This is a genomic window from Rhodococcus sp. ACS1 (assembly GCF_002300155.1).
GTDB lineage: Bacteria > Actinomycetota > Actinomycetes > Mycobacteriales > Mycobacteriaceae > Rhodococcus_F > Rhodococcus_F koreensis.
The window spans coordinates 81,971-107,807 of record NZ_NSDZ01000008.1 but is presented as its reverse complement, the minus strand read 5'-3'; the positions used below and the strand labels follow the sequence as shown (position 1 = coordinate 107,807).

Here is a 25,837-nt window from a genome sequence, read left to right as displayed (position 1 = left end):
CACGCGCAGCCTCCGACAAAGCGCACCAGTTGGGGTGAGGTGCATACGGTGCCCGAATCCGGCAGCCGAATTCAACGGGGTATGTGGATAACCGCCCTCGCCGCCCTCATTCGAGGGTCGCCTTCACCTACTACCCGGCCACCGCCGCACACTCCCGTAGCGTTGCGAGAACCGCTAGCTCCGATAGCAGTGCTGCTGCGATAGCAGCGCTTTCCGACATAGCAACGCTCTCTGCGACAGCGGTGCTTCGCGATCTGACTGCGGAAAGCGTCACGTCCCCCGGTGCTTCGGTCCAGCCGGTGGTCAGATCCAGTCGATGTGGACGGAGTCGATGTGGTCGAAGTGGAATCCGAATTGGTCGCTGTATTTGTCGAAGCCCTTGTTCTCCGGGTAGTCGAGGGTGGCGTGCCGCTCGAGCAAGGCGACGACTCGGGCGTGATCGTCGTTGGCCAGTGCGGCGGCCAGTTCGCGGGACTCGTCGCTGCTGAACGGGGTGTCCGAGTTCGCGAAATCCAATGTGCGGACCCTATAGTCGTAGCCCTCGTCGGCACCGTTGCGCACCATCACGCCACCCCTGACCCGGATGACCGCCCGTTTCGGGGTTCCGTCCGGCCGCAGCACCCCTGCGCGTTTCATGATGTCCTGCGCCTTCACGGTTTTGAGTTTCTTGCTGGCGTCGGCGCGTAACTCGTTCGTTTCCCCGGACCGGTATCGGGAGACGGCGGAGCGGGACCGGCCGATCTTCGCGGCCACCGCGTCGATGCCGCCGAGGCGTTCGATCGCCGCCCGCCGCTGGGCACGCTCGAGAACATCGGCATGCGGGATGCGCCCCTGCTGCGCCCACCTGCGCAACGTACGGTCCGACGGGGGGGTGCGGCCGGCATCGATCGCCGCCTGCCGCAGCCCCTCGTTGCCGAGCTCCTTCCGCAGCTGTGTGACCGACACCTTGCTGGTCAGCCCGGCCAAACCCCCGGACTTGACCTGCTTCGACTTCTCGACACCGCTGGTCGCGGCGTTGGCCACGGACACCTTGAGGCCGTCGAGACCGACCGCCTGCTGTGCCGGCTTCGTGGTGCGCGGCTTCGGAAGATGCAGGGCCATCAGAGTGCCCCCTCCCCTTCGTCGACGGCGAACTCGTCGTCGGCGAACGCCGCCTTGATCGCGAGATTCACGTCGTGCACGTCCTGCGCCGACGCCAAAGCGGACAGGAGCGGGTCGGACAGGAGTGTGTCCTTCTCCACCGACATCTTCCCCAGCGCCTCACTCGCGTCGGCGATGTCCTCCCCGTCGGCGAGCAGGTACACCCAGGAGTCGGTGACGGTGCGGACCGGCCAACGGCCGTGCTCTCGGGCAATCCGCATCGCCACCCGGCGGCCGCGCCACCGGCAGTGCGCGATGATCGACGCACGCCACAAAGGTTGGTGGTGGTGTTGCATCTGCTTGGCAGTCCACATGTCCGGGTTGACCATCCGCCCGATGTAGCCCTTGTAACACGTGCCGAGGAACCGTTTCGTCGCCGCGTCCTCGGTGTCCACCGCGGCCTTGCGGGCCTCGCGCAGGATTTTCGCCCACTTGTCCAGGGCCCGGCCCTGCTGTGGGTAGACCCAGGCCTCGGTGATGTCGAGGTCGTCGAGATCGGCGCCGATTCCTCCGTCTGCCACCGGGGAGCACAGCCCGTCGAGGCTGACCGTCGTCACCCAGGTCTGTACCGGTTGGTCCGCGAGCATGTGCGGATGCGGCAACGGGAGTTTCGCGGGAAGCGACAAAGTTTGCCCGGGCGGCAGGGTGATCCGCCACAGCCCGAACGGGGCCCCCTTCTCCCCCACCGCCGCAGCCGCAGCAGTGTCACCAGTCAGGTGCTGGGGTTGCCCGTAGCCGAATTCGAGCATGCCCGCGGATGCGAGGTAGGCGGCGCGTTGGTCGATCGAGACCAACCGGCTCGCCCCGTCCAAATCCTGCGCGTCCGGGACACGGGTCCAGCCGACAGCGGGTTCGAGATCTCCCCGCGGCGCGCCGTCCAGCGGTGGGACCGAGCCGGGTGTGGTGACGACGATGCCTTTGCCTGAGCGGGTGCGTTCACGCTTGATTTTGTCGACGAGGGCGGCGCCGGTCCGGGCCGGTGTCGGTCCCGGGAGCACCCCCAGGTGCTTGGCGCACCAGGCCAACCGGCGACCGAGTTCATGTGCTGCCGGGAGGTCGTCGTCGGGGAGATACGTTCCGGCGGTGGGTGAGCCGAGGATGCCCATCTCGCCGACCCGGTTGTTCCAGCCGAAGTCCTTGTTCCAGTAGGTCCACACGTATGGCTCGATTACTACGTCGACCATCGAGGTGAATTTGCCGATGCTGCGGGACAGGTGCACCACGTGCCCGGGATCGCCGCGCAGCTCCCATCCTGCGTTGAGCATCGGGGTGAGGGTGGCCTGAAGGACGGCGGTCAGGTCGGACGCGGCGCGGGTGCGCAGCGCTTCCATGTCGTCGAAGTCGTCTTCGCTGCCCGGATCGATCACCCACCCCAATGCCTCGCACGCGCCGTGGTTGACGATCCACACCTGCGGAGGGGCACCCAGCGGCGTGAGAGATGCCCAGCGAATCAGTTTGTCGAGTTTCTCGACCGAATCGACCGGCCCGGTGAGCTCTCGCCCGGACGGCATGTAGGTTCGGTCGGCGGTCACGATCAGCGCGTGGCCATCTGCCTCGTCTCCAGCGGGAAGCGTCTCCCATACCGGCGTGATAGTCGTGTCACGGTCAGCCTCGGGAGGTTGCGTGGTGGAGACTTCTTCGGCGACGTCCGGCTGTTCGTCGGATTCGGTTTCGGAGGGAACACCGTCCTCGTCCACTTCTACAGTGGCATCGTCGAATTCGAACAGCGCGTATTGGTCCTCACCTGCCATCGACCGCCCTCCCCCGTCTAGTCGGCGAGCTCGGGGCCACCGGCACGGGCGACTATCTCACGGAGTGTGTCGACGTCGGGAACGCCCTTGCGCGCGAGGAACTCCTGCAGCGCGACATCAACGACGTTGGTCACCGTGTACCCGTGTTCTTTGGTGAACCACTCCAGTCTCTGGGACGTGCTCACTAGCACGCGAGTATTCAATGGCTCTTTTTCGGGTCTCGTCTTGGGCTCCAGCGCGGAGACACCAGGAGGTGTCGCCGCCTCCCCGCCGGGGAGCGAGTCTTCGGTGGATGTAGGCGACAGTACTTGGGGTTCATATGCACCCGCGGGCTTCCGGGCTGGCACGGATCGGTTTCCTAGTCCACGGGGGTTGGGCATCGGAGAGTGTCCTTTCCGCGTTGAAGGTGCTGACCGCGTTGTACCGCTGTCGGCGACCCAATTGCCGTGGTCGGTGACAACTGCCTGCGGGAGAGAACATACGTGCTTGCGTCTCTGCTTGCAAGCACGCCTGCAAGCACGCCTGCAAGCATACGTGCAAACTTGCACGCAAGACACCGCTCCGGCACGTGGTCAGACGAGAACCAAAGGTATAGGTCCTGGACCCGCTTGGCGGAGCCGCGACGCTATCGACATACCTCCCCCGCCTGAAATCTCGCCTCGAGCGGCGTTTTCGAGTGACGACGCTGCGGAACCCTCAGTTGCCGCAGCGGCCCGAATAATTGCGACGGCTGCCGACTGGTCGCTACCGCCGATCGTGCGGGTCCCGGTGGCGCAGGCGAGCGCTGAACGACGCCGGGCACGGAAGAGCCCTGCCAGACCCGACTATCCGCACACAATTTTCAGCCCAACACGGATCGACTTTCGTGGCAGATCGTCAAGCTGGTTGACATACTTGAATTGATGACGATCCCGACGACGTGACGGTTTTCGGAAGGATGCGATCTCGATGCGCGCTAACCGGTCCGCAGGCTCGCCTTTGCAGCTCTACGCCGCGTTTCGACACCGACACCCCCGCACCGCGATCCCCGCCGACTTCGTCACCGAATGCGGTTTCCGACTGGGACGTTGGCAGGACCGCCAGCGTGTCGCCCGTATGCTCGGCACCCTGCCTCCCGATCGCATCGAGCTACTCGATTGCGGTCGGGTTCGTGTGGAGCGACGACGACGTCCCACTTCCGGCCGTGCCACGGTCCGACAGCAAGCGCCGACGGATGCTCACCGAGATCGCTGCTTACCGCGAAGAGCACGGCAACGCGCTGGTGCCCGCGAACTATGTCACCGCCGACGGTGACCAGGTAGGTCAGTGGCTCTACCGGGCGGTCAAGGAGTGGCGTGCCGACGCGTTGCCCGACGAGGAGCGTCGCCCGCTCGCCGCGCTCGGGGTCTCCCCCGGTCCACGGCCGCGGGGTCCGCGAACATCGGCACAGGACACCGGATCGGCAGACCACCGCCACACCCGGCGACAACGGATGGAAGCGGGAAACATGACCGCAAATCCCACTGGCAGCAATGCTGTTCCCGCACCTGGATGAGCGTCCCCGTACGCCGAGGGCTGCGGGCTGCGGTGGTGGCCACCGCTGCCCTCGCGAACCGACCCCGAACGGGTGGTCAGCAGGAGTGCAGTACCTGGCTCATCGCGTCCTTCTCCGCCTGGGTCACCCACAGGTTGTAGAGCGCTTTGACGTCGATCTGCCGGGAGACGTAGGTGCACCGGTAGCCGTTATTCGGTGGCAGCCAGGATGCGGCGTCGGAATCGGACTTCTGCGAATTGGTGGGACCGTCGACGGCCTGGAGGTTGCGCGGATCGTTCGCCAGGTCACGGCGTTGCTCCGGGCGCAGCTGCTGGGCGCCTTTCTGCCAGGCGTCGGACAGGGCGACGACGTGATCGATCTGCACCGCGGTGGAGGTGTCCTGGCCCCGGACGAACGAAATGGTTGTGCCGGTGTAGGTGTCATGGAGGGTGCCGGTCGCCACGACGCAGTCCTTTGTGCTGGTTTTGTAGGTCAGATCTTCGAGGTCGCGTCGGAGTATGTCGTTGCGGGTGTCGCACCCGTTGTGGCCGCCCTCGACGCCGCTGTCGTCGGACCACGATGGGCCGAACTGCTCGCGGGTGTAGCCGGTCTTCGGGGCGCGGCCCTTCAGGGCGAGTGTCTCGAGCTTCGCCAGCGCCGGCGCGGGATCGAACCCCGGCGCGGGGGCAGCTGGGGCGCCCCCGAGCGAGCCGGTTCCCGGATCGGCATCGGCGATGGCCGAGCACCCGGACAGACCGAGCACGGTGACCGCACCGAGAGCGAGGAACGCGGTTCGGGGGCGAGGGCGCATGTGTGTTCTCCTGTTTCCTGTGTGACTGGTGTGATTGAAGTATTGCGGTCGCCTCCGACAACCGCGTAAGTGCCACTGACTGGGCCCGGACCACAGCGTTCGCTTGACCTGGTTGACTTGACCTGCTTGACCAAGGATGATGAGGGCATGAGCACACCACTGCGGGACATCGTGGCCGCCGAGCTCGCCGCCAGCGGGCTCGACCAGACGGAGCTGAACCCGGGCGACGCCGCGTACGTCGAGAACGGGATCCGCGGTGTGCTCTCCGGCCTGAAGGCGCGCCGCGCCTGGGAGAACCACATCGGGGCGATCCTCACCCACAAGCAGGTGCTCGAGGTGACCGGCTGGACGAAGCAGGCCCTGAGCCAGGCGGTGCGTGAGCACCGGGTCCTACGCCTCGAAGCGGAGGACGGCTCCGCCGGATACTCCGTCGCCGGGTTCGACGGGGCCACTCCCGCCCGTCCCATCCTCGGGATCAAGGACATCCTGCGGCTGTGGGCCGAATTTGACGGGACGCGGTGGATGGCCGCGTCCTGGTTGATGACCGAACAACCCGAACTCGGCGGCCGGACGCCGCGACAGGCTCTGCTCGACGGGGACGGACCCTCGGCGGTCGATCTTGCTCGTACGGCCACCGGGCGGCTCACCGCGTGAGTTCACCCCGCACCGCTCTGCACCTGCTCGCACCCCCACCCCCCGGAACACTTGCGTGATCGATTTCCGTCCCGGCGCTGCCCGGCCGGGACGGAGGCTTTCCGGTGTCACGGCGCCGAACACGGACCCTGGTGGTTCGCCAACGCCGAGTACGGCCGCTTCGACCTCGCCGACACCCACGGCACCTGCTACACCGCCGAGTCGGAGCAGATCACCCCGCTCGAAACGTGGGGTGGCATGCGGGTGATACCTGGTACAGAACTCGCCGCCCGCGCGGTCTCGCGCATGCCAATCACTACGGACCGGGTGCTGGCAGACCTGACCTCGAACACCGCCGCCCAGTTCGGGGTCACCGCCGAAATCTTCACCACCGGGAACTACCAACTGACCCAGATGTGGGCATCGGCCCTGCGTGCAGCCGGGTTCGACGGCATCCGGTAGGGGCGCGGCACGACCTTGCCCACACCCACGCGCGCCTCGCCTTGTTCGGCGACGCCGGCGCCCGACCCACAGATGGGACAGCGGCCGCCAAACTCCTCGGTCATCGCGACCAGCACCCTCACCGAGCGCGGCGACCTGATTCAGGAACTTCAACAGGATACCGGGATCACCGTGCTTTCCATCCCACATTCACTGTGACACAACACTATTGGACTGCCGAGGCGAGACGCCGCTCCCGCGCGGAGGCGAGTGACGCAGAGGATCAGAATTTGGTCAGCACGCTGCTAGCCAGATCGATACACGGTGAAACACACTTGGTGGCACGCGCGTCCACCCGAATGTGACGATGCACCCCGATGACCCGAGCCTCGACGACTTCGTCCGATGGGAACTCGAGCTCCACCGACAGCGAAACACCGAACGGCGAGGGGTGGCCCTGCCGCCCGAACCACGGGAATCCACACCCCATCCGGTAGCTGATCCCGGCCCGGTGTTCGCCTGAATCGGCATCACGTCAATGCCAGTTGCCACCACGGGTCCACATCGCGGTGAGAGGAGGCTCGCGTCGAGCGCCCACAGATTTACTGCGTGTCCACGTCGGTTGGTGGCCGTCCTAGGTTTCAGCAGGCGGGCAGGGGCGGTGTTCCGCGAGAAGGGTCGTCGTTGCCGTCGAACCGGACGAGGGATGTTAGTGAGCGTCGTGAAAGGCTTGCTCGATCTCGGTGGGGATGCGTCCGCGGGAGGAGAGTTCGTAGCCCTGCTCGATCGCCCAGGCGCGGATCTTCTTCGTCTCACCCGGTTGGCGCTTCGCGACCTCCGGGTTGACTGCCCGGTCGGAGCGGTGTTTACGGCCGCCGACGCGAGTGGAGTGGTCGATGTAGTACTCGAGCGTCTCGCGGAACTCCTTGGCGTGCTCGTCTTTCAGGTCGATCTGGTATTCGACTCCATCGAATGCGTAGCCGATGCTCTCACCGTCGCTCCCGAACTCGGTCCCGTCGATGTCGTCGACCAGCTCCACCACGACCTTGCGTGCCACAGGTTCCACTCCTCAGTTTCCCGGTACAGACCAGATAACAGTACTCGTCGTACCACGTACCCGCCGCTAGCTCGGCTGTGACGACGCCGCTCCCATAAAAGCTGGGCCTGGCCCGGCGGGCCGCCGCGTAGTGGATACGACCTCGGTCGATGCGTCGGGAAGGCGTGTTCGAAGCCTTTGCGAGAAGGGGAACTCGGCGTCCTCGGCTGTACCCGATCCTCACATCGGGGAATGTATCGCGTACCCCGGACAACGTGACGTTGTTCCGTACACGGTGTTCTTTACACATCCGACCTGGGTAAACGTCAACCGGTCAGTGATGTCTCATGAACGACCGTTTGTGTGGGGGGATCTGACCGGTCGGCCATCTCCGCGCAGACCCGCCATTGTTCGAGCGCCGGGGCAGGGCACGAGAATCCTACCGCCGACGCTCACCGCAGTTCCCGCGCGATCGCTCGGGCCGCGCGGCGAGCCTGCTTCGCCGCGAACCCGATCTGCGACGGCCTGGGCACGAACCCGATGAAACGCAACCTCTCGGCGGCCGGCTTTTCACCGGTGGCGTGCGGCCAACCTCGCTCGTCCAGTACGCCGAGGTGCCCGACCAGCTTTTCGAGTTCCTGGCGGAACCCCGTCGCGCAGACCATCGCCTCCGGGTCGATTCGCACACCGTCCACCAGCCACACGCTGTCCGCGTCGAGTGACTCGACTCCGCGAACGACCTCGATGGACCTGTCTCGGATCGCGGCGATGAGCTCCTTGTCGACGATCGCCGGTGCCACGCCGAGGCGGGCGCTGCGGGCGAAGATCCCCTCGTCGGGGATCGGTAATCCGAACTCGCGCAGGTCGCCGATGCTCCTCTCCCGGCCGAACCGAGCGATTGCGTCCGCGACAGGGACCGGGGCATGGTAGAGCGGCGTCGCGATGAAGTCTCCCGGTATGCCACCAGGTCCCTGGCGGAGCATGATGTTCGGCGGCGTGCGAGCCGAAAGCCAGACCTTTGCCGCGCCTCCGGTGGCGAGGTCGTAGGCAATTTCCATGCCCGAGCAGCCCGCTCCCACCACGAGGACCCGTTTCCCGTTGTACTGCGAGGGATTCCGGTACTGCGAGGAATGAACCAGTGCACCCCGCCAGTCCCCGCGTCCGGGCCAGTCCGGGACGAAGGGCTCATGATCGAAGCCGGTCGCGACCACCACCTCGGCAGCGTCGACCGAACCGGCAGCGGTGGTCAACCGCCAGTGCCCGTCCGTTAGGTCGAGCCGTTCCACCGGGCAGCCCAGGCGCAGCTCGATCCCGTCCGCACGTGCGTGCCGCTCGAGATGCTCGATCACCTGTTCCCGCGTGGGAAAGGTCGGTGTGCCCTTGGGGTAGGGGCGGTTCGGCAGGTGGGAGAACTGCCTGCCGGTGTTCAGTCGCAGCCGGTCATAACGAGAGTGCCACGACGAACCGACTTGGTCGGCTCGGTCGAGCAGCAACGGGTTGATGCCACGGTCGGCGAGGGCCACCGCCGCCGCGACCCCGGAGGTGCCGGCACCGACGATTGCGACTTGATGCTCGCTCATCGTGTGCTCCTTGGGTGTTGTCTTGTTTCATGCGGTTTCGGCGACAATGACGCTCATCGGGCCGGTGAGCGAGCGATGGTCGCGGTAGCGCCAGCCAGTGTCCTGCAGCCAGGCGATGCCTTCTCCGACGCTGTAGACGTCGCCGTGTTCGAGGTGGACCGCGAAGTCGCCCGCCATCAGGGCGGCCGCGACCGGCTGGGTGTGGGTGGGGTCGGTCCAGAAGTCGGCAATCAGCAGCGTGGCGCCGGGTGCGGCGACGTCGCGAATGCGTTGTAGCAGCGCACGATTCTGCTCCGGCGACCAGTAATGCACCAGGTTCGCGACCAGGAAGGCGTCGTATCCGGCGGGCAGCGGGTCGGCCATCGCGTCGCCGGCGCATACGTCGATTCGCCCCTCCAACCCGACCGACGCGATGCGGTCCTGCGCGGTCTGGGCAACCGCCGGCAGCTCGAACACGGTCGCGCTCAGTTGCGGGCAGTGGCGCGCCACCGCGATGGACCAGGAGCCGGTGCCGCCGCCGATGTCGAGGAGTCGATGACTGCCGGACAGATCGACCGTGTCCGGCAGGGCGAGCGAGGGGCCGGCCGAAAACGCCTCGATACCGATCGAGGCGATGGGTTGCAGGGCGGCGTCGAGGTCGAAGATCTGGCGTTTCGGCCCGCGGGCGAGTGCGCCGGCCAGGTCTTCCCACGCCGGGAAGCTGATCGTGTCCCAGAACCGCAGCAGCGGACGCAGGTCGGCGGGCGATCCGCCGGCGAGGAACGCGGCCGCCGTCTCGGTATTGACATACTGTTCGCCTCGGCGTTCGAGCATACCCAGCGCGACCATGGCGTCGGCGCTGATCCGGGTGGCTCGGGCAGTAAGCCCGGTGCGGGCGGCCAGGCCATGCAGGTCGGTGGGGCCCTCGCCCAACGCCTCGAACAAACCGAGTTCGCTGGCGGCGAAGAGGTGTTTGGCGGCCATGAACCCGGACGCCAGCTGCATGATCGGCTCCGGGTCAGGCAGGTCGTGGTCGGTTTCGGCGGAGGTATGGGCTGTCATCGTCATGAAACCAGCGTCGTCGTGGTCGGTTCTGCGTCATATCCCTGAATCCTGGGGAATTCACCCAGATTTCTGGGGTAGGCAGCCCTAACCTGCTGCGATACACTTCGGACATGGCGCAGAGCTTGCTGCCACGCGTCCGCGATCAAATCTCGCGTGCCGCCGCCGACCAGCTGGACTGGGTGGGGTACAGCGCGCGAATGAGCGCGGCCCTGCGCACGGTGATCCCACATGACCGCTGCTGCTGGCACACCGTCGACCCGGGCACCATCCTGTTCACCGGCAGCGTCAACCGGAACGTCGGGTGTTCCGGATCCTGGTTGGCGCACTACGAATACGAGGTCGAGGACGTCGACAAGTGGGCGTTTCTTGCGCACAGTGGCCGCCTGGCGGGTGCACTCAGTCTGGATACCCACGGAGATTTGTCCCGCAGTGCACGGCACCGTTCGCACGAGGCGTACGGAATCGGCGACGAGCTGCGGGTCTCCCTGGTGTCGGACGGGGTCTATTGGGGTGCAGCGGCATTCCTGCGCGATGCGGGCGCACCGTGGTACACCGCCGAGCACGTCCGCGCAATCGCCGCGCTGGCGCCCGCGCTCGCGACCGGTCTGCGACGTTCGATGCTCCACGAGGTCGAGGCCGCCGTGACGACCGTGGACTACGGCCCCGGCGTGGTGGTCTTCGACGCCGCGGGCAACCCGGAATCGGTCTCACCCGCCGCGGAACGCTGGATCGACGAAATCGTCGAGGTCCCGGCGCCGTCGACGCCGTTCGAATCGAAGGTCGTGCAGGCCATCGCGGCCCGGGCGCGGGCGATCGAACCGGGCACCGATCCGCTGGAACTTGCCGCGCGCTCGCGGGTACGCACGCGATCCGGCGCCTGGCTGTTGCTGTACGGGACCAGGCTTTCCGGCGTCGAAGACGGACGCACCGCCGTCATCATCCAACCCGCGACGCCGCATGAGATCGCGCCCGTCATTGCCATGGCCTACGGACTGTCCCCACGCGAATGCCATCTCACTGCGCTGTGCATCCAAGGGCGATCGACAAAGGAGATGGCGCACGCAATGTCGTTATCCGTCTACACAATTCAAGACCACATGAAGTCGATCTTCGACAAGACCGGGGTGCGCAGCCGCGGGGAACTGGTGGGGCAGATATTCCTCGAGCACTACGCGCCACGCTGGGAGCTTGCGGCATCCCCGCCATCCGGATGGTGGGCGAAGGGCATCAACTGAATTCGCCGAACTCTCAGCTGTGCGTATCTGCTTCACGGCCAATGGCGCGCCAACCAAGAAGGTTCACCGCCCGAACCATCTCTCCTTCCACGACGCTGGCGCTCACCGACAGTTTGCCGTCGACCGGGAAGGTGCCCCTCGCACATTCTGTCGCCGCCGCAGCGAACGGAGGTGGCCCCGATTCCCTCCGTTCGTCCTGCAAGCCCAATCCCAATTCACACGACCAACGGCCGGCTCCGCGAGTCCGGCAGGCAGCGCCATATAAAGCCGCGAAATCAATGCCACTTATCGCCGTGAGTCACATGCCGAATCCGCCGGTGAGAGGCGGTGTCGAGAAACGATCGGTTTCGACTGTTCGACGGCGGTAGGGCGTGCGCGATCAGCGGAGGAACAACGAAACGCAATATTTACTGCGCACGCGAGCGGCGGGATGGACCGGGCAGGCTCACCGCCCTAAAGGCTGGTGGTGTGCGGTATTCGAAAGGTGCCGTATTCCATCCCCCTGCCGCAGGGGGCTCCATTCAAGTCTCATGCGTGGTCCGGGCGAAAGAGATCCGGTGTGACCGTCCATCCGGCTGCCGTGAGCCATCGTCGAACCGGCTCAGTCAGGTTGCCGTTCCTTGCTGATACCACTAGTACTACAGGGCTATCGGTCGGCGTGTCTGACTTGATCTTGGGGCAGCGCGTGGGATCTTGCAGTGGTGGCTGCGCGTGTTGAGAATGGTCCGGTGCTCGATCCTGATGCGGTGTCTGTCGTAGATCTGGAGGAATGGGCGTCCGAGTTCGACAAGGTCCTTGCCCGCATCGAGCCGTTGTTTGTTCACGAAAACTCGCTCCGGCATGCCGGGCAGTATCTTCGGGGGCTGCTGGCGCCGATCGAGCGGAAGAACGGCTGGACCATCGCCGAGTATGTCGGGGAGAAGGAACCGAAGGCGATGCAGCGGTTCCTCAACCTTGCCTTGTGGGATGCCGACGCGCTGCGCGACCTGGTATGCGACTATGCGATCGAGCATCTCAATGACCCGCGCGGAATTCTGGTCGCCGATCCGACGGGGTTTGCGAAGAAGGGCAAGAAATCTGCTGGCGTGCAACGGCAATACTCCGGAACCCTGGGGCGTGTCGATAACTGCCAGATCGGCACCTTTTTGGCCTACGTCACCACCGGCCGCGACCGTGTCCTGATCGATCGCGAACTCTATGTGCCCGAGGACTCCTGGTTCGGTAGCCCGGCTCGGTGTGCCGAAGCCGGCATCCCGGACGACCTGACGTTTGCGACCAGGCCGAAGCAGGTCATGGCCATGATCGAGCGGGCGCGGTGGAGCGAGCTGTTGTTCGAGTGGTTCACCGCCGACGAAGAGTTCGGGCAAAACCCGGGGCTGCGCGCCTACCTGGAGGAAGCCGAGATCGCCTATGTGATGGCGGTACCGAAGAACACCGCGTTCACCGACCACACCGGCCGACAGGGCGCCATCGACAAGCGCGCCGCACGGCTCGCCGCCAACGACTGGCAGCGGCGCGCCTGCGGCATCGGCTCGAAAGGCTTCCGGGTCTACGACTGGGCGCTGATCAATTCCGACGACCCAGAGCACCAGTACATGATTCGCCGCTCGATCGATGACGGCGAACTCGCTTTCTACCATTGCTTCAATCCGCGCCGCGAAGGTTTCGGAGAGCTCGTTCGAGTCGCCGGAGCCCGCTGGCCGATCGAGGAATGCTTCGAGGCCGCCAAAGGTGGTGTAGGACTTGATGATTACCAGGTGCGGCTGTACCACGCCTGGTATCGGCACGTCACGTTGGCGATGCTCGCCCACGCATTCCTGACCGTCTGCGCCCGCAAACACAAGAACAAAAAGGGGTCGCCCGATCCGCTGCTGAAAGACCTGAAAACCCAAGATCAACAATAGCGACGCCTGGCAGGCAGCACCCAACCGAGGCCACTATCCGGCCCCGACGCAAGATTCCCCTCACCGTCGCCGAAATCAGACGGCTATTCAACGTCCGCCAATTGGCCAAAGACGCGATCGAGCACGCACTGCACTGGTCATGCTTCCGACGCGAGCACCAAGCCGATGCCCGCAGACACCACTTCAGACGCCGACTCAAGATCCAGGCATTAGCCCTGTAGTACTAGGGCATGTCTCCCAATAATTTAAGCCATTCGACGATGCCGGCGAGCAGGAATCCGGCCCGGTAGGTCAGGGCAAGCTTGTCATATCGGGTTGCCACCGCTCGCCACTGTTTTGCCTTGTTGAAGGCCCTTTCCACCACGTTGCGGCCCTTGTACGACTCGGCATCGAAGTTCGGTGGCCGCCCGCCCGCGCTGCCCTTGTTCTTGCGGTTGGCCACCTGATCGGACTTCTCGGGAATGACCGCCTTGATGCCCTTGCTGCGTAGCAGTTCTCGATTGGCCTTGGATGTGTACGCCTTGTCGGCACGGACCTCGTCCGGGCGCGTGCGGGGTGCGCCGCCACCGATGCGCGGCACGCAGATGCCCTCCAGGAGCGGGCCGAACATCGGGCTGTCGCCGGCCTGGCCAGGACCCACCAGCACCGACAAGGGACGTCCGGCACCGTCGCATGCCAGGTGAACTTTGCAGGTCAACCCGCCGCGGGACCGGCCGATGCCGTGATCGACCGGTTCGTCAAGCAGATTCGTGTAATTCGGCAGATCCCCCTGTGTCACGCGCGGCGTTGGCGCCATGCTGGTGCACCCGCACCACGGTGGAATCCACCGACACCGCCCAATCCAGATCGCCACCGGAATCGGCCATCGCGGCCAGGGCCATGAGTACCCGATCCCACGTTCCATCCCCCGCGTAGCGTCGATGCCGTTTCCACACCGTCTTCCAGGGGCCGAAATGCGCAGGTAGATCCCGCCACGGGATCCCGGCACGAAGCCGGTAGAGCATCCCCTCCACCACGAGCCGGTTGTTCTGGAACTTCCGCCCCCGCAGCCCATCCGAACTGGGTAACAGCAGCGCAAGCAACGCCCACTGCTTCTCGGTCAACACCTGATATCGATCCATCACCTCTGTCACAGCAAACATGTTGCCGCATAACACCCCAAATCATTGGGAGACACGCCCTAGCTCCTTGGTCAAGGTTCAGCCTTTCGTGTGCTCCGGCCTGCTGGTGCATGTACCGACCGATCGGCGGCGTCCACACCGACGCTAACCACGCAATTCGTGACGCATCAAGACGCATTTGCTCTGGCTCGCGTGGACAGCTTCGCCACGATTGCGAGCAATGCCATCCGTGTGCTTCAAGCGATATCGAAAACCGAGGAATACAATTCGGGATCGTCCGATTGCAGGAATTTGCCGCACAGCGCTGGCTCTGACGCTCGGGGGTAAAGGTCGCTTCCGCACAGATTCCGGGAGAGCCGGTCGCGTACGGTTCTGGGGATGGAATCGAGCATTGCAGGTCTGTACTCGCGCGTGGCGCAGGACTTCACCGATCGCCTGCAGGGCTGCCCGCAGGACCGCTGGAATTCGGCGTCCCCCTGCCCCGGCTGGACCGCCTGGGACGTCGCTGCCCATGTGGTGGGAAACCACCGGCGGGCCTGCGCCGGACTCACCGGCGACGACTACCAGGTTCCGGCCGCGGGGGAGGACGTGGTGGCCGCCTGGCTGCATGCCACGGCCGAGGTCCAGGCCGCACTGGAGTCGGAGACAACCGCCCGACAAGTGTTGGGTGTCGACTTCGGCGACCTGCCTTTCGAGCACTTCGTGCGGCGGATGGCGTGCGCCGACACCCTGATCCATACGTGGGACTTCGCGCGCGCCACCGGGCAAACCGAGCGCCTCGATCCCGAGGCTGTCGAGGTGGCCTGGTCCTTTCTGGCGGCAGAGGATGCCCAGATCCGGCTTCCCCACGCCTACGGAGCCAAGATCGCGGCCACAGACAGTGCCGACGTGCAGACCCGGCTGCTGAACTTCCTCGGCCGCGCCGTATAGCACCTCAATGGAACTGCGTAGAGCAAAGCGACTGCCGCGCAGAGCACATGCGAGGCTCCCGGCCGACGAATCACAATCCGGCTGACTTCGTGGGTGTGCCGTCGATGCGCTATCAGAGCGTGAGAGGTCGCCCAGCGGTCTCGGCATCCCGGATGCGTTCCTCGATCGTCGCGGTGGCCTCGCCACGGGTGAGGCCGATGCGAATCGCAGTGGCGACGGCGCGGGTACGTACGGCGGGGCCGCGGACGTCGGCGAGGGGGCTGGCGAGATTGCGGCGGCGCAGGTGGTATTCGGTGCGGTTGACGGTATTGGTGCCGGGGCAAACGTGCGTCATCTGGCGACCACACCGTTGACACTTTCGGCGTTCGTGCTGTCGGCGTCTGCGCCGGACGGCCGTCGCTATGCCGAAACCTGTGCGAGACAGGGGCCATATCCTGATGGTTCCGGGCGTGGTGACGAGTGGCGCAGTACCCCAGCCCGGCGTCGATTACCGTCTGTCGGTATGGGGACCACCTTCCACGGGCCGAGTCCGTGGCCACACATCACCCGCGCCATCCGCACCCGCGGCGCCCGGTACGCCGCGATCGGCTACCTCGGACAGGACGCACCCGAGCTGCTCCCGCTGCGCACCGGAGACGTCCTGGTCGTCAACGCCTCCAAGGCCGCGATCCGGGCACACGCCACCTCCCCCGCCGCCCTCGCGCACTACCTGAACAAGGGGGTACGGGTGCTGTCCTCGCCGACCCTGCACGCCAAGGTGATCGCGACCAACACCCGGGCGGTGATCGGGTCGGCGAACGCGTCCGAAAACTCCACCCTTGCCGACGACGCCGTAGTCATCACCGACGACCCCGAGATCATCGCCTCCGTGCGGAAGTTCATCGACAGCCTCGACGAGATCACCGAGGTCGACCAGGTGTTCCTCGACGACGCGATCCTCGAGTGGGAGACCGGCCGCGCGGTCCCCCTGCCCGGGGTCACCGGCCGCGTTCGCACCGAGACAGATTTCCTGCCCACACCGGTGACCCGAATGTTCGTCAAACACGCCGTCGACTACGAACCCACCCGCACCGAACAACAAATCCTCGACGAGCAGCGGGGCCGGCACCACAGCCGCGGCGGCCCGGCGGCGAAGTACCAGCTCGAATCGCTTCGCCTCGACAAGCCCAGCGGTGTGAAGCGGGGCGACGTGATCGTCTTCGTCTCCGCCGATGACGAGTGGATTTACGCCCCGGCCGTCGTGGTGTCCGATCCCATGAAGATCCCGCGGTCCGGTGGAGCGGTTCTGTACTTCCTGCGCCTGCGCACCGGCCTGTCCCCGCTCCCCCTCCCAGACGCAGAGAAGGCGCTGACCGATCTCGGGCACCCTGGCTCACGGCTGCGGACCGACCACTTCGTCCGCTCCCCTGGCCTCCGGTCCGCGTTGCTGGGGTTATGGGACCTCTGATCCTCAGCGAGCCTGTGTCAGCGTGAAAGTCAGCTGCACAAACCCGATGAGCCCGACCGTTGAAACGCTGGACGGCACTGGATATCGCGGCGACACTGTTGCGGCCCGGTTGGAGGGTGCCGATGCGGTCCCGGCCGGCGTTCCGGCGGTATCCCGGGTGGTACCGCCCTCTTCATGTCGTCGATCCGTTGTTCTAGGTCGGGCCGGTGAGCGAGGACTCGTGAGATGGCCTGTCGCCGGTGAACGCCCCGATCACCGCCTTCCCGGACCCCGGCGGATTGATCGAGGTTCGACCGCAGATCCCCTCGGACACCGCGCGGACCGTCAACTCCTGCAGGCGGTGACCCAATCCCGACAGGTGCCCGCAGGGCCCCGATCCTCAGCGCTGAGCTTGATCCTGTCCCCGGCCCGCATGGGTGTTCCACGATCCGACAGGCCATCACTTGACACAACATCATGATCTGTTCGAGCGCCAGCGCTGACTCACCGTCGATCGTCCTCACCGCGAGACTCGGCGATCACCTCGGTGGGGAGAAATGAAAGGACAACGCGGCCTTCGTCGACCTGTCCTCCGCGAGGATTCCTGAGCCGACCGGAAAATCATTAGCACTCCACCACCTCGAGTGCTAAATTCTCGGTAACCCACGACTCAGACCAGCGAGACACCGCCGGGCCCCAACACAGTCGCCGGTCCAGGCGTAGCCGCTTTGCTGCGATCCGGGCCGAGGCTCCGAGCCGGACGGTTGCCCTGGGAACGACGAGACACATCTGGATTTCGTGGCATCGACGACCGGGCCACCCGACGCAATGAAGGAGGCTCATGACCGCCGCTCGAATCCGATCAGCTGTCACCGGCGACACGAGTTCCTCCGCGCACGCACGACCGCGGGCGCCGCGCGGTGGATCACGGCTGCCATCGGTGTCGATCGCCTTGGGGGCGTTGTCGATCGCGTCGCTCTGGGTGTTCGGACTCGGGTTCGTCCTGGGCGTGAGCGCCGTGGTGTGCGGCGCTCTCGCCGCATCCCGGTCCGGTGTGGCGGACGATGAGCCCGCCTCGCTGCGGGCGTTGCTCGGTGTCGTCGCTGGAGTCGCAGGGATCACTGTGTCCGCGATCGCTCTCTTTCCCGTGCTGGAGTACCTGTGATCCGCGCACCCAGCCTTAACATCTCCCTTGCCCGACCCTCGGAAGGATTCGCACCAGCCGTGACCGCCGTCTCCGGCCCGCGTTTACCCACGACGCCGACCACCGTCGACACCGACCGCGACCACTCCGCACCGAACGACACGGCGCTCCTCGAGTCCTGGGAAGCGGGCATCACTGTGACCATCGGCCTGGCCCTGCTGACCACCCTCATGTGCACCGTCCTCGGGTCCGTCGCGCTGGCACTCCTCGCGCTCGTCGCGGTCTCCGGCATCGCCGGCCTGATCACCGCCGCCCTCTGACACTGCCAGCATGCTCTGCTCCGCTGGCGTGTTCGTGCCGGTGGTGGCGCAGGGTCACCCCGCGTCATGCGTACGTCTTGTCTCGGTGGGCCGGGAGCAGAACCTGCACTCCTCGGCGGCACCACACCCCCAAAGGGGTTGGCACCCCGATATCAGCTCCGCGGATTTAGGGCTTCGTATCCGAATCGTTGTCGCGGGGAGGGACTCTCAGGAAATTCACAGACCCCGTCGGGCCGAGTGATGCGACGATGAAGCATGCGCCGCCATCGTTGGCCGGCCCTCGCGCCGCCCACCACCGGAGGGATCGCCGTGCACGCGGCGATGCCGATCGTGGCCGAGAAAGACCTCACCCTCGAACTGTCAGCGGCGACCGCGTTCGCGGCCGGGCTGCTGCTGCGGTTCGCGCTGTGCGTCACCGGTGTCCGCGCCGACCTCGTGCGCTATGAAACCCGACCCCTCACCAACGCCCTCGATTGGTCGGCGCAGTGGTCCTATCTGGCCGTGTGCATCCTCTCCGATGACCTCGGCGGCCCTGCCGACCCATTCCACTCGATCCCCGAACCCGACCCGGAGGGATCCGGGCCTTACCGAACCACGCCGCAGCACTGGATCGGCACCTACCCGACCACCGGATCACTGACCGTCATCACCAGCTGGCCTCAGGTCGGACTCCACCCCACGTCGTTCACCCTCACGCTCGGGCCCAGCCCCTTCCCCACCACCTTCGGCTCCGATGCCCATCGGTGACCGTGGGAGACCCCGAGAGCTGATGTTGAGCGGGTGTGGACGATTCCTGGTTGTCGGAACTGTCCGGTGAACGAACCGCAGCGCTGACGTCTGACACTCAGACGCTAGGCGATTCGAGTGATGCGGGCAGTCGCGCACATCGGGCACCAGATGGTCTCGCCGACGACCCACCCGTTGATCCGGGCGAACGCCACCGCCGCTGATTTTCCGGCGACCGCGGCATCGAATCGGTGCTCACACAGATCGCACCGCACCGTCCACCCATTGTGTCCACGGGATTGGATCACCTGCACAGTCATGTCACCCTCACGCTCGCAACGACGCCGAACCGTGGCACCAGCATGGCACGACCGACCGACGAGGTAGAGATCCGAAGACCGGTCCTGACGCATTCATGACACCCGAAACTGGCAGCGTCATCTACTACGACAAGTCTCAGTTGGCGCCGCTCGGTCGTCACCGATCCCCAGGCGTGCAATGCCGGATCAGTGGGCCTCGCGGAAGGATTCCAGTCTCGGCGCGGATGCGGCCACGGAATGAACGGCGCGCACCGCCACCAACCCGCGATGCAGTGGTCGAGGGTGTCGCGAAACTCGGTGGCGCGCCCATCCTCGAGATCGATCGCGTAGTCGACACCGTCGATCGCGTAGCTGATGCTCTCGCCCTTACCGCTGAACAAGATCTCCGTCAAAGTCATCGACTGGTTCCACCTCAGCCTCCTTCGACGCGAAACCGACTTCCGGGTAGTCGATATTGACGCGACAAACTCGTCTTGGACTACCCACGCAACACAATTTCGCCGCTAGCTAGCGTAGCGGCGATAGCTAGTAGCGTGTCGCTTCTTAGCTCTGCCCTGTTTCGTTTAGGTTGGGGGCGGCAGACTTCACCTTCCCCTCTGCCGGTCAGGACTGTTGTCATGCCTTCGCAGAAGAAGCGTCCGGTGACGTTGAGCTCGGCCGATCGTGAGTTCTTGGAACGATTGACCACCACCGGGGTGCATCCGGCCTCGATGATCCGACGGGCCCGGGTGTTGCTGGCGCTGGACACCTCGGTCGGGGAGGTCGATGAGAAGAAGGTGATCGCAGCACGGTTGGGGGTCTCGGGTGAGACGGTGCGGCTGGTGGCCAAGCGGTTCGCTGAAACCAGTCAGGACGTGGAGGCCACGATCGGGCGCAAGCAGCGTGACCTCCCGCCGGTCCCGTCGCAGATCACCGGCGAGATCGAGGCCAGGTTGATTGCGTTGGCGTGCACGCAACCCCCGGCGGGACATGCCCGGTGGTCGCTGCGACTGCTGGAGAAACACGTCGCCTTGGTCGACGACATCCCCGACCTGGACCACTCGACCATCGGCCGGATCTTAAAAAAACGAAACTTCGTCCTCACCTGAAGAAGTGCTGGACCATCCCACCAAAAGCGAACGCGGAGTTCGCGGCTCGGATGGAAGATGTCCTGTCGGTCTACGCCCGCCCCCACGATCCCTCTCGCCCGGTGGTGTGTATGGACGAGAAGCCCTACCAGCTCCTCGCTCACGTGCGTGACCCGATCCCTGCAGGCCCGGGGCGCGACCTGAAGGAAGACTCCGAGTACGTGCGGCACGGGACCTGTTCGATCTTCTGCTGGGTCGAGCCTCTGGCCGGATGGCGGCGTGCCGATGCCCAGCCCCGGCGCACCAAAGTCGACTGGGCTCGGCAGGTCAAAGAGCTACTGTGCGTGGACTACCCGGACGCGGAGACGGTGGTGCTGGTGATGGACAACCTCAACACTCACGGCATCGGATCGCTCTACGAGGCCTTCGAGCCGGCCGAGGCGTTCGCGCTCGCACAGAGGCTCGAGATTCACCACACCCCCAAGCACGGCTCGTGGCTCAACATCGCCGAGATCGAACTCTCTGTGCTGACCCGTCAGTGTCTGGGCCGGCGCATCGAGGACCTCGAGACCCTCAACGCCGAACTCGCCGCCTGGCAACGGCAGACCAATGCCGATCAACGCCAGGTCCAGTGGCACTTCACCACCGACGACGCCCGCATCAAACTCCGCCACCTGTATCCCAAAACTTAGCCGCGACGGTCTACTAGTTGCCTCCCTTGTGGCCACCGCCATCGCGCGAACTGTTCAGCGCACGATTCATGACCATGCCATTTCCGCGGCACCATCCGGCTACCAGCGAAGAAAATAGACAACCGGTCCCGCCTCGGCACTTACGTCACCGTGATGAAATGTGATGAAATTCCGCCCGCTCTCCCCTGCCACCTGGGGCCGCGCGAGACGCGCTCGCCAACCACCGAGCGACTGAACGGTGCTCACCCATTTTGGTGTCGCGCACCGTAAAAGCGGCAGAAAGCCGGCGAAGACGTTGTCGCCGTAGGCCAAAACACATGTGGACTATGGCGGAACTTACGAAAGCACTTGCAGTTCAATGCTATGAATCAAAATGACTTTGCTTGCCACTAGCGATCGAACCATCAACGACTTCTGCACAGCACAGGGCCTGGTCTCGGTGAAGCTTCAGCGGTGAACGGCGAACTGGGCGGCCGCGTTCGAGGTCAGGTCCGCGACCCGGCGATCCGCGGTGATGTGCACCTGGGAGATCGCCCGTGTGGGGGTTCGGTGCTCGGGATCACCGGCATGTCCCGCCCCAGGTCTCGAGCAGCGTGATCTGTTTGGGCTTGGCGGTGTACCAGGTGCCGTCCGGGGCGGCCGCGGATCAGGCCTTGGCTGCTGCGGCGGCACTCTGTGCCGCGAGCTTCGCGAGGCCGGCCGCGTACATCCGCCTGCCGACGAACAGTGCCACGATCGCCGGCAGGTACACCAGCGGGGCCAGTTGCAGTGCACCGAGCAGGCCGCGATGGTCCGCGAGGATGCCGATGACGAACGGTCCGGTGGCCAGTCCCAGGATGTTGTTGGCGACGGTGAGGCTGCCGAGGGCGGAGGCCCGCACCGACTGGTGCGTCAGGCTGGCCACCATCGCCGCGGTGGGACCGGAGGAGCCGGCGGAGAAGAAGGCGCCGATGCCGATCAGGGTCAACTGCGCCGCACCGGTCTCCAATTGCAGTCCGATGCCGAGGGCGGCCAGCGAGATGACGCAGAACGCGATGGCGCTGGACCACTTCCCGGCCGGGTTGCGGCGGCTGACGCGGTCGGTGATCATGCCGCACACCACCATGCCGGTGCCGATCAGCAGCACGAAGACCGAGGCGATCACGCCGGCCTTGTCCGGAGCCATGCCGTAGTAGCGGTTGAAGAAGCTGGGGGTCCAGGCGAGTAGCACGGCGGAGGTGAAAATCTGCAGTCCGCCGCCGAGGTACGCGCACCAGACGGCAGGGTTGGTGAACAGCGTCGAGACCGGGACCCGGATCGGGCGGCTGTCGGGGCGAGCGGCCGGCGCGGCGTCCTGGTCGACCGCGTGCGCGGCCAGTCGGCGTTCGGTGACCACGGCCCGGAACATGGCGACGAGGATCAGGCCGAGCACCGCCATCGCCGCGAACGACCACCGCCAGCTCAGGTGCACAGCGATGACTCCGCCGAGTGAGACGCCGACGACCGAACCGAATGAGCCGCCGGCCATGAACGCACCGCTGAGAGTGGAGTGGACGCGGGGCGCGAAGACGCTGAGCATCACCGCGATACCGACGCTGCCGTAGGCGGCCTCGCCGACCCCGACGAGAAAGCGGGCGGCGAGCAGCTGCTCGTAGTTGGCCGCCACCGCGCAGAACAGGGTGGCGATGCTCCAGAGCACCGCCATCAGGATCAGCGACCGCACCCGGCCCCACCGGTCGGCGAGCAGTGACAGCGGGAAGGTGAGCAGGCCGACCATCAGTGCGACGATGCTCGTGAGCGAGGCCAGCTGGGAATCGGACAGGGCCCATTCGGCTTTCAGGAACGGGAAGACTGCGCTGAGCACCTGGCGGGACATGTAGTCGGACAGCAGCAAACCGAAGGTGAGCGCGAACACGAGCCACGGATAGATCCGGCGGCGGGTCGCGGGTCGCTCGGCGGCGGTTCCGGTGAACTGGGGGTCGACGGCGGGTTCGGCCGGCTGATCGGTGGTGGTGGACAGTCCCATGGGGGCTCCTGGGGGCTACTGGACCGAAGTGGGGGGTGAGGGTGCGGACGTCGGGGATCAGGGCGCGGTGCGCAGCGCGGCGATCTGGCGACGTTCGTGAGCGTCGAGTTCCTCTTCGAGGATGGGGACGCCGAGGTTGCAGGCATGGATACCCAGGACGCTGACCATCTGCAGAACGGTGAGGATCTCCTCGCGGGAGACACCGAGTTCGAGGGCCATCCGGATGTGCCGTCGCACGCCGGGTGCGTACATGTGGGTGGCGGCGGCGTCGATCGCGATGCTGAGGAGTTCGACGAATTCGGGAGTGAAGACCCCGCGTCGGGCCGGGGTGGCGTTCATCGCCATGAATTGCTCGGTCCACTCCGGATCCCAGTCGGACAGGGTGTTCCACAGGGGGTTCCAGTTGCCGTCGCGACGCATGGCGTCGAGGGTCGGCGTGGGGATCGTGTCGGGATTCGTCGGCACGCGGCACTCGTTTCACAGAGGAGGGGCAATTGGGGCGTGATGCAGGCTGTCTTTCACAGCGGATGTGGTGTGCATCACGTTAGCTCCGGCGCGCTCCGGGTAGTTAACCCTCGGGGACATCATTCTGTACATTTCGGGACAGCCGTCCACGTGAACGGACCGTTCAGGTTCTCGGCGGCCTTGAACCGTTCGTTCACACACCGGCCCGGGCGGTCGGTCAGCCCTCCGAGCGCTTGCGCCATTCGCGCGGGCTCATGCCGAACTGCTGATGGAACCAGCGGGAGAAGCTACTGGGTGCGGAGAACGCCAGCATCTCGGAGATCTCGGTGAACGTGTGGCGTCGGCCCGTCACCATGCGGCCGGCGAGTTCGGCGCGGGTCGCGTCGACGACCCCGGTGAACGTCAGGTTCGACTTGGCCAGGTGTCGGTGTACCGTGCGCCGGTCCACACCGAGGCTGCGGGCTACCTGCTCGACGGAGCAGCGGCCGGTCGGCAGCAGGAGTTCGACGAGTTCACGGACCCGGATCGTGAGGGTGGGCTCCTCCGGCGCCGCCAGGCCATCGAGAAACGGCTGTGTGTAGTTGCGCAGCAGCGGATCGGAGAGTCGGTTCACCTGATCAAGATCGCTTGTGTAGGTGACGATCCCGGAGTAGTCGCCGCCGAAGGTCAGGGGTGCGTCGAAGATGCGGCGGTGGGTGCTGTCGTCGTCGGGTCGTCCGTGTTCGAAACACACCGACACGGGCTGCCATCGGTCCCCGAGAAGGTAATGCAGCAGTTGGTGGGTCACGGCGGTGGCGAGTTCGACGGACTGGCGAACGGGCATCGGTTCGCCGGGTTCGACGTGGAGCGCGATGGCGGAGAGACCGTCGCGTTCGGTTACCCGGATGCGTAGGGATTCGTTGTACGTGTGCTGGTAGCGGATCAGCATCCGCAGCGCGCTGCGGGCATCCGGTTCCTCGCGGATGCTTACGCTCAGCGGGCCGAGGGTCGACAGGCGCCGACGTTCGGCGAGCCTGAGAGCGAAGTCCTGGCGACCGGACGCGGCGGCCGAGAGTTCGAGGAGGCGTGCAACGGCGGCGGCCGGCACCCAGCGGTCCTGGATCTCGAGGCCCGCCGGGTCGAGGCCGACGCTGCGCAGCAGCTGGACCGGGTCGATCGACAGCGAGCGTCCCAGCTCGACGTATCCGGTCAGTGCGGCGTAACGCGCGAGGGGCTTCGACACCGTGATTCCTCTCCGGCCCGCTGCGAGGCCGGGATGTCCCTAAGGGTTAATAAATATGTCCCGCAAGGGTAAGTGTGTTGAGGGCCTCCTGACTACGGTCGTGTTAGCTAAGTCACAGAAGAGCAGCGCGACAGGCCTTCTGCCCCTTCCTCGCATTCGTTGCCCCACCGAGAAACGGAGTCTCACGATGCATTTCCACGACGACGCGCTCTTCCCCGAGAACCAGGAGAAGGTGGTCATCACCGCCGCTCCGTACGGCCCGGAGTGGGAGCCGGACGACTTCCGCGAGGACCTGCCGCTGACGATGGACGAGCACGTCCAGAAGGCGGTGGACTGCTACGAGGCCGGCGCCACCGTCCTGCACATCCACGTGCGCGAACTCGACGGCAAGGGATCCAAGCGGCTCTCGAAGTTCAACGAGCTCCTCGCCGGGCTGCGCCAGGCGGTGCCGGAGATGATCCTGCAGGTCGGCGGATCGATCTCCTTCGCACCCGAAGGCGAAGGCGCCGATGCGAAGTGGCTGTCCGACGATACCCGGCACATGCTCGCTGACCTCGATCCCGCACCCGACCAGGTGACGATCGCGATCAACACCTCGCAGATGAACATCATGGAGTTGATGACCGCCGACGACATCGCCGGCACGTCGCTCGCGCGTCCGGAGCTCATGGAGACCTACCGGGAGATGACAGTGCCCGCCGGCCCGACGTGGGTCGAGGAGCACCTGCGCCGGCTGCAGGCGGCCGGAATTCAGCCGCACTTCCAGCTGTCGAGCATCCCCCAGCTCGAGACCGTGGAACGGCTGATCCGGCGCGGGGTCTACACCGGCCCACTGAACCTGACGTGGGTCGGCATCGGCGGCGGCTTCGACGGCCCGAACCCGTACAACATCATGAACTTCATCCAGCGGGTCCCGGACGGTGGGTGCCTGACGCTCGAGACGCTGATGCGGAGCGTGTTGCCGGTCAACGCGATGGCGATCGCGATGGGCCTGCACACTCGCTGCGGCAATGAAGACACCATCTGGGGACGCAAGGGCGAGAAATTCACCTCGGTCCAGCAGATCCAGCAGCTGGTCCGGATCGCCGGCGAACTCGGCCGCGAGGTGGCCACCGGCAAGGAGGCCCGTGAGATCTACCGGATCGGCGAAACCTACCGTGACGCGGACGAGACCCTCGCCAAGCTGGGCTTCGCGCCGAACCGCAAGACCGGTCAGGTCGGCTTCACCCGGCACGCCTGACCTAACCGCTGACCGAGGTCGGGGTTCGCGTGAACGTCGGGCCCGCCGGTCATTCTGTGAGAGAACATCTT

Annotated in this window: 25 protein-coding genes and 1 pseudogene; 13 read left to right on the top strand and 13 right to left on the bottom strand. The window is 65.7% G+C overall.

The genetic code is table 11. The features are described 5' to 3' along the window. Window positions 1-303: 303 nt before the first annotated feature. The 3 genes from CJ179_RS34865 to CJ179_RS34855 are packed head-to-tail and all read right to left on the bottom strand — an operon-like array spanning window position 304 to window position 3,076. Entirely contained in the window at window positions 304-1,101 is a 798-nt protein-coding gene (locus CJ179_RS34865) for a hypothetical protein (RefSeq protein WP_095864405.1), read from the bottom strand. Further along, window positions 1,101-2,891, bottom strand: coding sequence for a hypothetical protein (locus tag CJ179_RS34860; protein WP_095864404.1), 1,791 nt, complete (start codon window positions 2,889-2,891; stop codon window positions 1,101-1,103). Before CJ179_RS34860 ends, CJ179_RS34865 begins: the two co-directional genes overlap by 1 nt. A gap of 17 nt (window positions 2,892-2,908) precedes the next feature. Beyond that, complete coding sequence (locus CJ179_RS34855) at window positions 2,909-3,076, bottom strand: hypothetical protein (RefSeq protein ID WP_240319533.1); 168 nt, start codon at window positions 3,074-3,076, stop codon at window positions 2,909-2,911. 763 nt (window positions 3,077-3,839) lie between these two features. Between CJ179_RS34855 and CJ179_RS34850 the strand changes: the two are divergent. Continuing rightward, a pseudogene (locus tag CJ179_RS34850) lies at window positions 3,840-4,425 on the top strand (helicase associated domain-containing protein). Between the two features lie 76 nt (window positions 4,426-4,501). Here the strand turns inward: CJ179_RS34850 and CJ179_RS34845 are convergent. Next, entirely contained in the window at window positions 4,502-5,215 is a 714-nt protein-coding gene (locus tag CJ179_RS34845) for an HNH endonuclease family protein (RefSeq protein ID WP_095864403.1), read from the bottom strand. Between the two features lie 147 nt (window positions 5,216-5,362). On the opposite strand from CJ179_RS34845, the gene CJ179_RS34840 reads away from it, so the two are divergent. Together CJ179_RS34840 and CJ179_RS34835 are read left to right on the top strand one after the other, a co-directional pair. Next, on the top strand, window positions 5,363-5,869 hold the full coding sequence (locus tag CJ179_RS34840) for an antitoxin Xre/MbcA/ParS toxin-binding domain-containing protein (protein ID WP_073370094.1): 507 nt from the start codon (window positions 5,363-5,365) through the stop codon (window positions 5,867-5,869). A gap of 51 nt (window positions 5,870-5,920) precedes the next feature. Beyond that, window positions 5,921-6,310, top strand: coding sequence for an RES family NAD+ phosphorylase (locus CJ179_RS34835; RefSeq protein ID WP_257015931.1), 390 nt, complete (start codon window positions 5,921-5,923; stop codon window positions 6,308-6,310). A 688-nt stretch (window positions 6,311-6,998) separates the two neighbouring features. Here CJ179_RS34835 and CJ179_RS34825 read toward each other — a convergent pair. From CJ179_RS34825 to CJ179_RS34815, 3 genes are all read right to left on the bottom strand, one after another. Further along, window positions 6,999-7,346, bottom strand: coding sequence for an Lsr2 family protein (locus tag CJ179_RS34825; RefSeq protein ID WP_073370088.1), 348 nt, complete (start codon window positions 7,344-7,346; stop codon window positions 6,999-7,001). A gap of 431 nt (window positions 7,347-7,777) precedes the next feature. Further along, window positions 7,778-8,905, bottom strand: a complete 1,128-nt coding sequence (locus CJ179_RS34820) for an NAD(P)/FAD-dependent oxidoreductase (protein ID WP_074873023.1) — start codon at window positions 8,903-8,905, stop codon at window positions 7,778-7,780. A 27-nt stretch (window positions 8,906-8,932) separates the two neighbouring features. Continuing rightward, window positions 8,933-9,952: a methyltransferase gene (locus CJ179_RS34815; RefSeq protein ID WP_095864402.1), complete on the bottom strand. Its 1,020-nt coding sequence runs from the start codon at window positions 9,950-9,952 to the stop codon at window positions 8,933-8,935. 107 nt (window positions 9,953-10,059) lie between these two features. On the opposite strand from CJ179_RS34815, the gene CJ179_RS34810 reads away from it, so the two are divergent. Further along, window positions 10,060-11,184, top strand: coding sequence for a helix-turn-helix transcriptional regulator (locus CJ179_RS34810; RefSeq protein ID WP_095864401.1), 1,125 nt, complete (start codon window positions 10,060-10,062; stop codon window positions 11,182-11,184). A gap of 728 nt (window positions 11,185-11,912) precedes the next feature. Next, entirely contained in the window at window positions 11,913-13,088 is a 1,176-nt protein-coding gene (locus CJ179_RS34795; RefSeq protein ID WP_373560174.1) for an IS701 family transposase, read from the top strand. Between the two features lie 223 nt (window positions 13,089-13,311). On the opposite strand, the gene CJ179_RS34790 is transcribed toward CJ179_RS34795, so the two are convergent. After that, a protein-coding gene (locus tag CJ179_RS34790) for an IS5 family transposase (protein ID WP_257015979.1) occupies window positions 13,312-14,209 on the bottom strand; the annotation gives its coding sequence in 2 pieces (ribosomal slippage) (window positions 13,312-13,869 and window positions 13,871-14,209; 897 coding nt in all). Between the two features lie 378 nt (window positions 14,210-14,587). Between CJ179_RS34790 and CJ179_RS34785 the strand changes: the two genes are divergently transcribed. Beyond that, on the top strand, window positions 14,588-15,139 hold the full coding sequence (locus tag CJ179_RS34785; protein ID WP_095864400.1) for a maleylpyruvate isomerase family mycothiol-dependent enzyme: 552 nt from the start codon (window positions 14,588-14,590) through the stop codon (window positions 15,137-15,139). Window positions 15,140-15,251: 112 nt separating this feature from the next. On the opposite strand, the gene CJ179_RS34780 is transcribed toward CJ179_RS34785, so the two are convergent. Next, window positions 15,252-15,473, bottom strand: coding sequence for a hypothetical protein (locus CJ179_RS34780; RefSeq protein WP_095864399.1), 222 nt, complete (start codon window positions 15,471-15,473; stop codon window positions 15,252-15,254). Window positions 15,474-15,641: 168 nt separating this feature from the next. Between CJ179_RS34780 and CJ179_RS34775 the strand changes: the two genes are divergently transcribed. The 4 genes from CJ179_RS34775 to CJ179_RS34760 all read left to right on the top strand — a co-directional run bounded on the left by CJ179_RS34775 (window position 15,642) and on the right by CJ179_RS34760 (window position 18,776). Next, window positions 15,642-16,586: a phospholipase D family protein gene (locus CJ179_RS34775; protein WP_095864398.1), complete on the top strand. Its 945-nt coding sequence runs from the start codon at window positions 15,642-15,644 to the stop codon at window positions 16,584-16,586. An 820-nt stretch (window positions 16,587-17,406) separates the two neighbouring features. Next, window positions 17,407-17,730, top strand: a complete 324-nt coding sequence (locus CJ179_RS34770; RefSeq protein ID WP_257015930.1) for a hypothetical protein — start codon at window positions 17,407-17,409, stop codon at window positions 17,728-17,730. A gap of 59 nt (window positions 17,731-17,789) precedes the next feature. Next, complete coding sequence (locus tag CJ179_RS34765; protein ID WP_095864396.1) at window positions 17,790-18,029, top strand: hypothetical protein; 240 nt, start codon at window positions 17,790-17,792, stop codon at window positions 18,027-18,029. 255 nt (window positions 18,030-18,284) lie between these two features. After that, window positions 18,285-18,776 (top strand): hypothetical protein, encoded by a 492-nt coding sequence (locus CJ179_RS34760; RefSeq protein ID WP_095864395.1) that lies wholly within the window; start codon window positions 18,285-18,287, stop codon window positions 18,774-18,776. Between the two features lie 104 nt (window positions 18,777-18,880). Here CJ179_RS34760 and CJ179_RS34755 read toward each other — a convergent pair whose 3' ends face one another. Beyond that, window positions 18,881-19,075, bottom strand: a complete 195-nt coding sequence (locus CJ179_RS34755; protein ID WP_095864394.1) for a hypothetical protein — start codon at window positions 19,073-19,075, stop codon at window positions 18,881-18,883. Window positions 19,076-19,692: 617 nt separating this feature from the next. On the opposite strand from CJ179_RS34755, the gene CJ179_RS52270 reads away from it, so the two are divergent. Together CJ179_RS52270 and CJ179_RS50835 are read left to right on the top strand one after the other, a co-directional pair. Continuing rightward, window positions 19,693-20,163 carry a helix-turn-helix domain-containing protein gene (locus tag CJ179_RS52270; RefSeq protein ID WP_095864392.1) on the top strand — a complete coding sequence of 157 codons (471 nt, stop codon included), beginning with the start codon at window positions 19,693-19,695 and terminating at the stop codon, window positions 20,161-20,163. Continuing rightward, window positions 20,052-20,834 (top strand): IS630 family transposase, encoded by a 783-nt coding sequence (locus CJ179_RS50835; RefSeq protein WP_218834862.1) that lies wholly within the window; start codon window positions 20,052-20,054, stop codon window positions 20,832-20,834. The genes CJ179_RS52270 and CJ179_RS50835 overlap by 112 nt, the downstream gene beginning before the upstream one ends. 646 nt (window positions 20,835-21,480) lie before the next feature. Here the strand turns inward: CJ179_RS50835 and CJ179_RS34735 are convergent. The 3 genes from CJ179_RS34735 to CJ179_RS34725 form a co-directional block, all read right to left on the bottom strand. Next, window positions 21,481-22,839 (bottom strand): MFS transporter, encoded by a 1,359-nt coding sequence (locus CJ179_RS34735; RefSeq protein WP_095864391.1) that lies wholly within the window; start codon window positions 22,837-22,839, stop codon window positions 21,481-21,483. 57 nt (window positions 22,840-22,896) lie between these two features. Then, window positions 22,897-23,304: a carboxymuconolactone decarboxylase family protein gene (locus CJ179_RS34730; protein WP_095864390.1), complete on the bottom strand. Its 408-nt coding sequence runs from the start codon at window positions 23,302-23,304 to the stop codon at window positions 22,897-22,899. A gap of 217 nt (window positions 23,305-23,521) precedes the next feature. Continuing rightward, window positions 23,522-24,526 (bottom strand): AraC family transcriptional regulator, encoded by a 1,005-nt coding sequence (locus CJ179_RS34725; RefSeq protein WP_095864389.1) that lies wholly within the window; start codon window positions 24,524-24,526, stop codon window positions 23,522-23,524. Between the two features lie 187 nt (window positions 24,527-24,713). Here CJ179_RS34725 and CJ179_RS34720 point away from each other — a divergent pair, with 187 nt between their 5' ends. Continuing rightward, window positions 24,714-25,766: a 3-keto-5-aminohexanoate cleavage protein gene (locus tag CJ179_RS34720; RefSeq protein ID WP_073366950.1), complete on the top strand. Its 1,053-nt coding sequence runs from the start codon at window positions 24,714-24,716 to the stop codon at window positions 25,764-25,766. Window positions 25,767-25,837 lie beyond the last annotated feature (71 nt).

Coding starts and splice junctions, on each gene's coding strand:
- CJ179_RS34760 (WP_095864395.1), top strand. CDS start 18,285: ATGCGCCGCCATCGTTGGCCGGCCCTCGCGCCGCCCACCACCGGAGGG.
- CJ179_RS34860 (WP_095864404.1), bottom strand. CDS start 2,891: ATGGCAGGTGAGGACCAATACGCGCTGTTCGAATTCGACGATGCCACT.
- CJ179_RS34720 (WP_073366950.1), top strand. CDS start 24,714: ATGCATTTCCACGACGACGCGCTCTTCCCCGAGAACCAGGAGAAGGTG.
- CJ179_RS34840 (WP_073370094.1), top strand. CDS start 5,363: ATGAGCACACCACTGCGGGACATCGTGGCCGCCGAGCTCGCCGCCAGC.
- CJ179_RS34755 (WP_095864394.1), bottom strand. CDS start 19,075: ATGACTGTGCAGGTGATCCAATCCCGTGGACACAATGGGTGGACGGTG.
- CJ179_RS34770 (WP_257015930.1), top strand. CDS start 17,407: ATGACCGCCGCTCGAATCCGATCAGCTGTCACCGGCGACACGAGTTCC.
- CJ179_RS34810 (WP_095864401.1), top strand. CDS start 10,060: ATGGCGCAGAGCTTGCTGCCACGCGTCCGCGATCAAATCTCGCGTGCC.
- CJ179_RS34780 (WP_095864399.1), bottom strand. CDS start 15,473: ATGACGCACGTTTGCCCCGGCACCAATACCGTCAACCGCACCGAATAC.
- CJ179_RS34775 (WP_095864398.1), top strand. CDS start 15,642: ATGGGGACCACCTTCCACGGGCCGAGTCCGTGGCCACACATCACCCGC.
- CJ179_RS34735 (WP_095864391.1), bottom strand. CDS start 22,839: ATGGGACTGTCCACCACCACCGATCAGCCGGCCGAACCCGCCGTCGAC.
- CJ179_RS34865 (WP_095864405.1), bottom strand. CDS start 1,101: ATGGCCCTGCATCTTCCGAAGCCGCGCACCACGAAGCCGGCACAGCAG.
- CJ179_RS52270 (WP_095864392.1), top strand. CDS start 19,693: ATGCCTTCGCAGAAGAAGCGTCCGGTGACGTTGAGCTCGGCCGATCGT.
- CJ179_RS34785 (WP_095864400.1), top strand. CDS start 14,588: ATGGAATCGAGCATTGCAGGTCTGTACTCGCGCGTGGCGCAGGACTTC.
- CJ179_RS34815 (WP_095864402.1), bottom strand. CDS start 9,952: ATGACGATGACAGCCCATACCTCCGCCGAAACCGACCACGACCTGCCT.
- CJ179_RS34820 (WP_074873023.1), bottom strand. CDS start 8,905: ATGAGCGAGCATCAAGTCGCAATCGTCGGTGCCGGCACCTCCGGGGTC.
- CJ179_RS34845 (WP_095864403.1), bottom strand. CDS start 5,215: ATGCGCCCTCGCCCCCGAACCGCGTTCCTCGCTCTCGGTGCGGTCACC.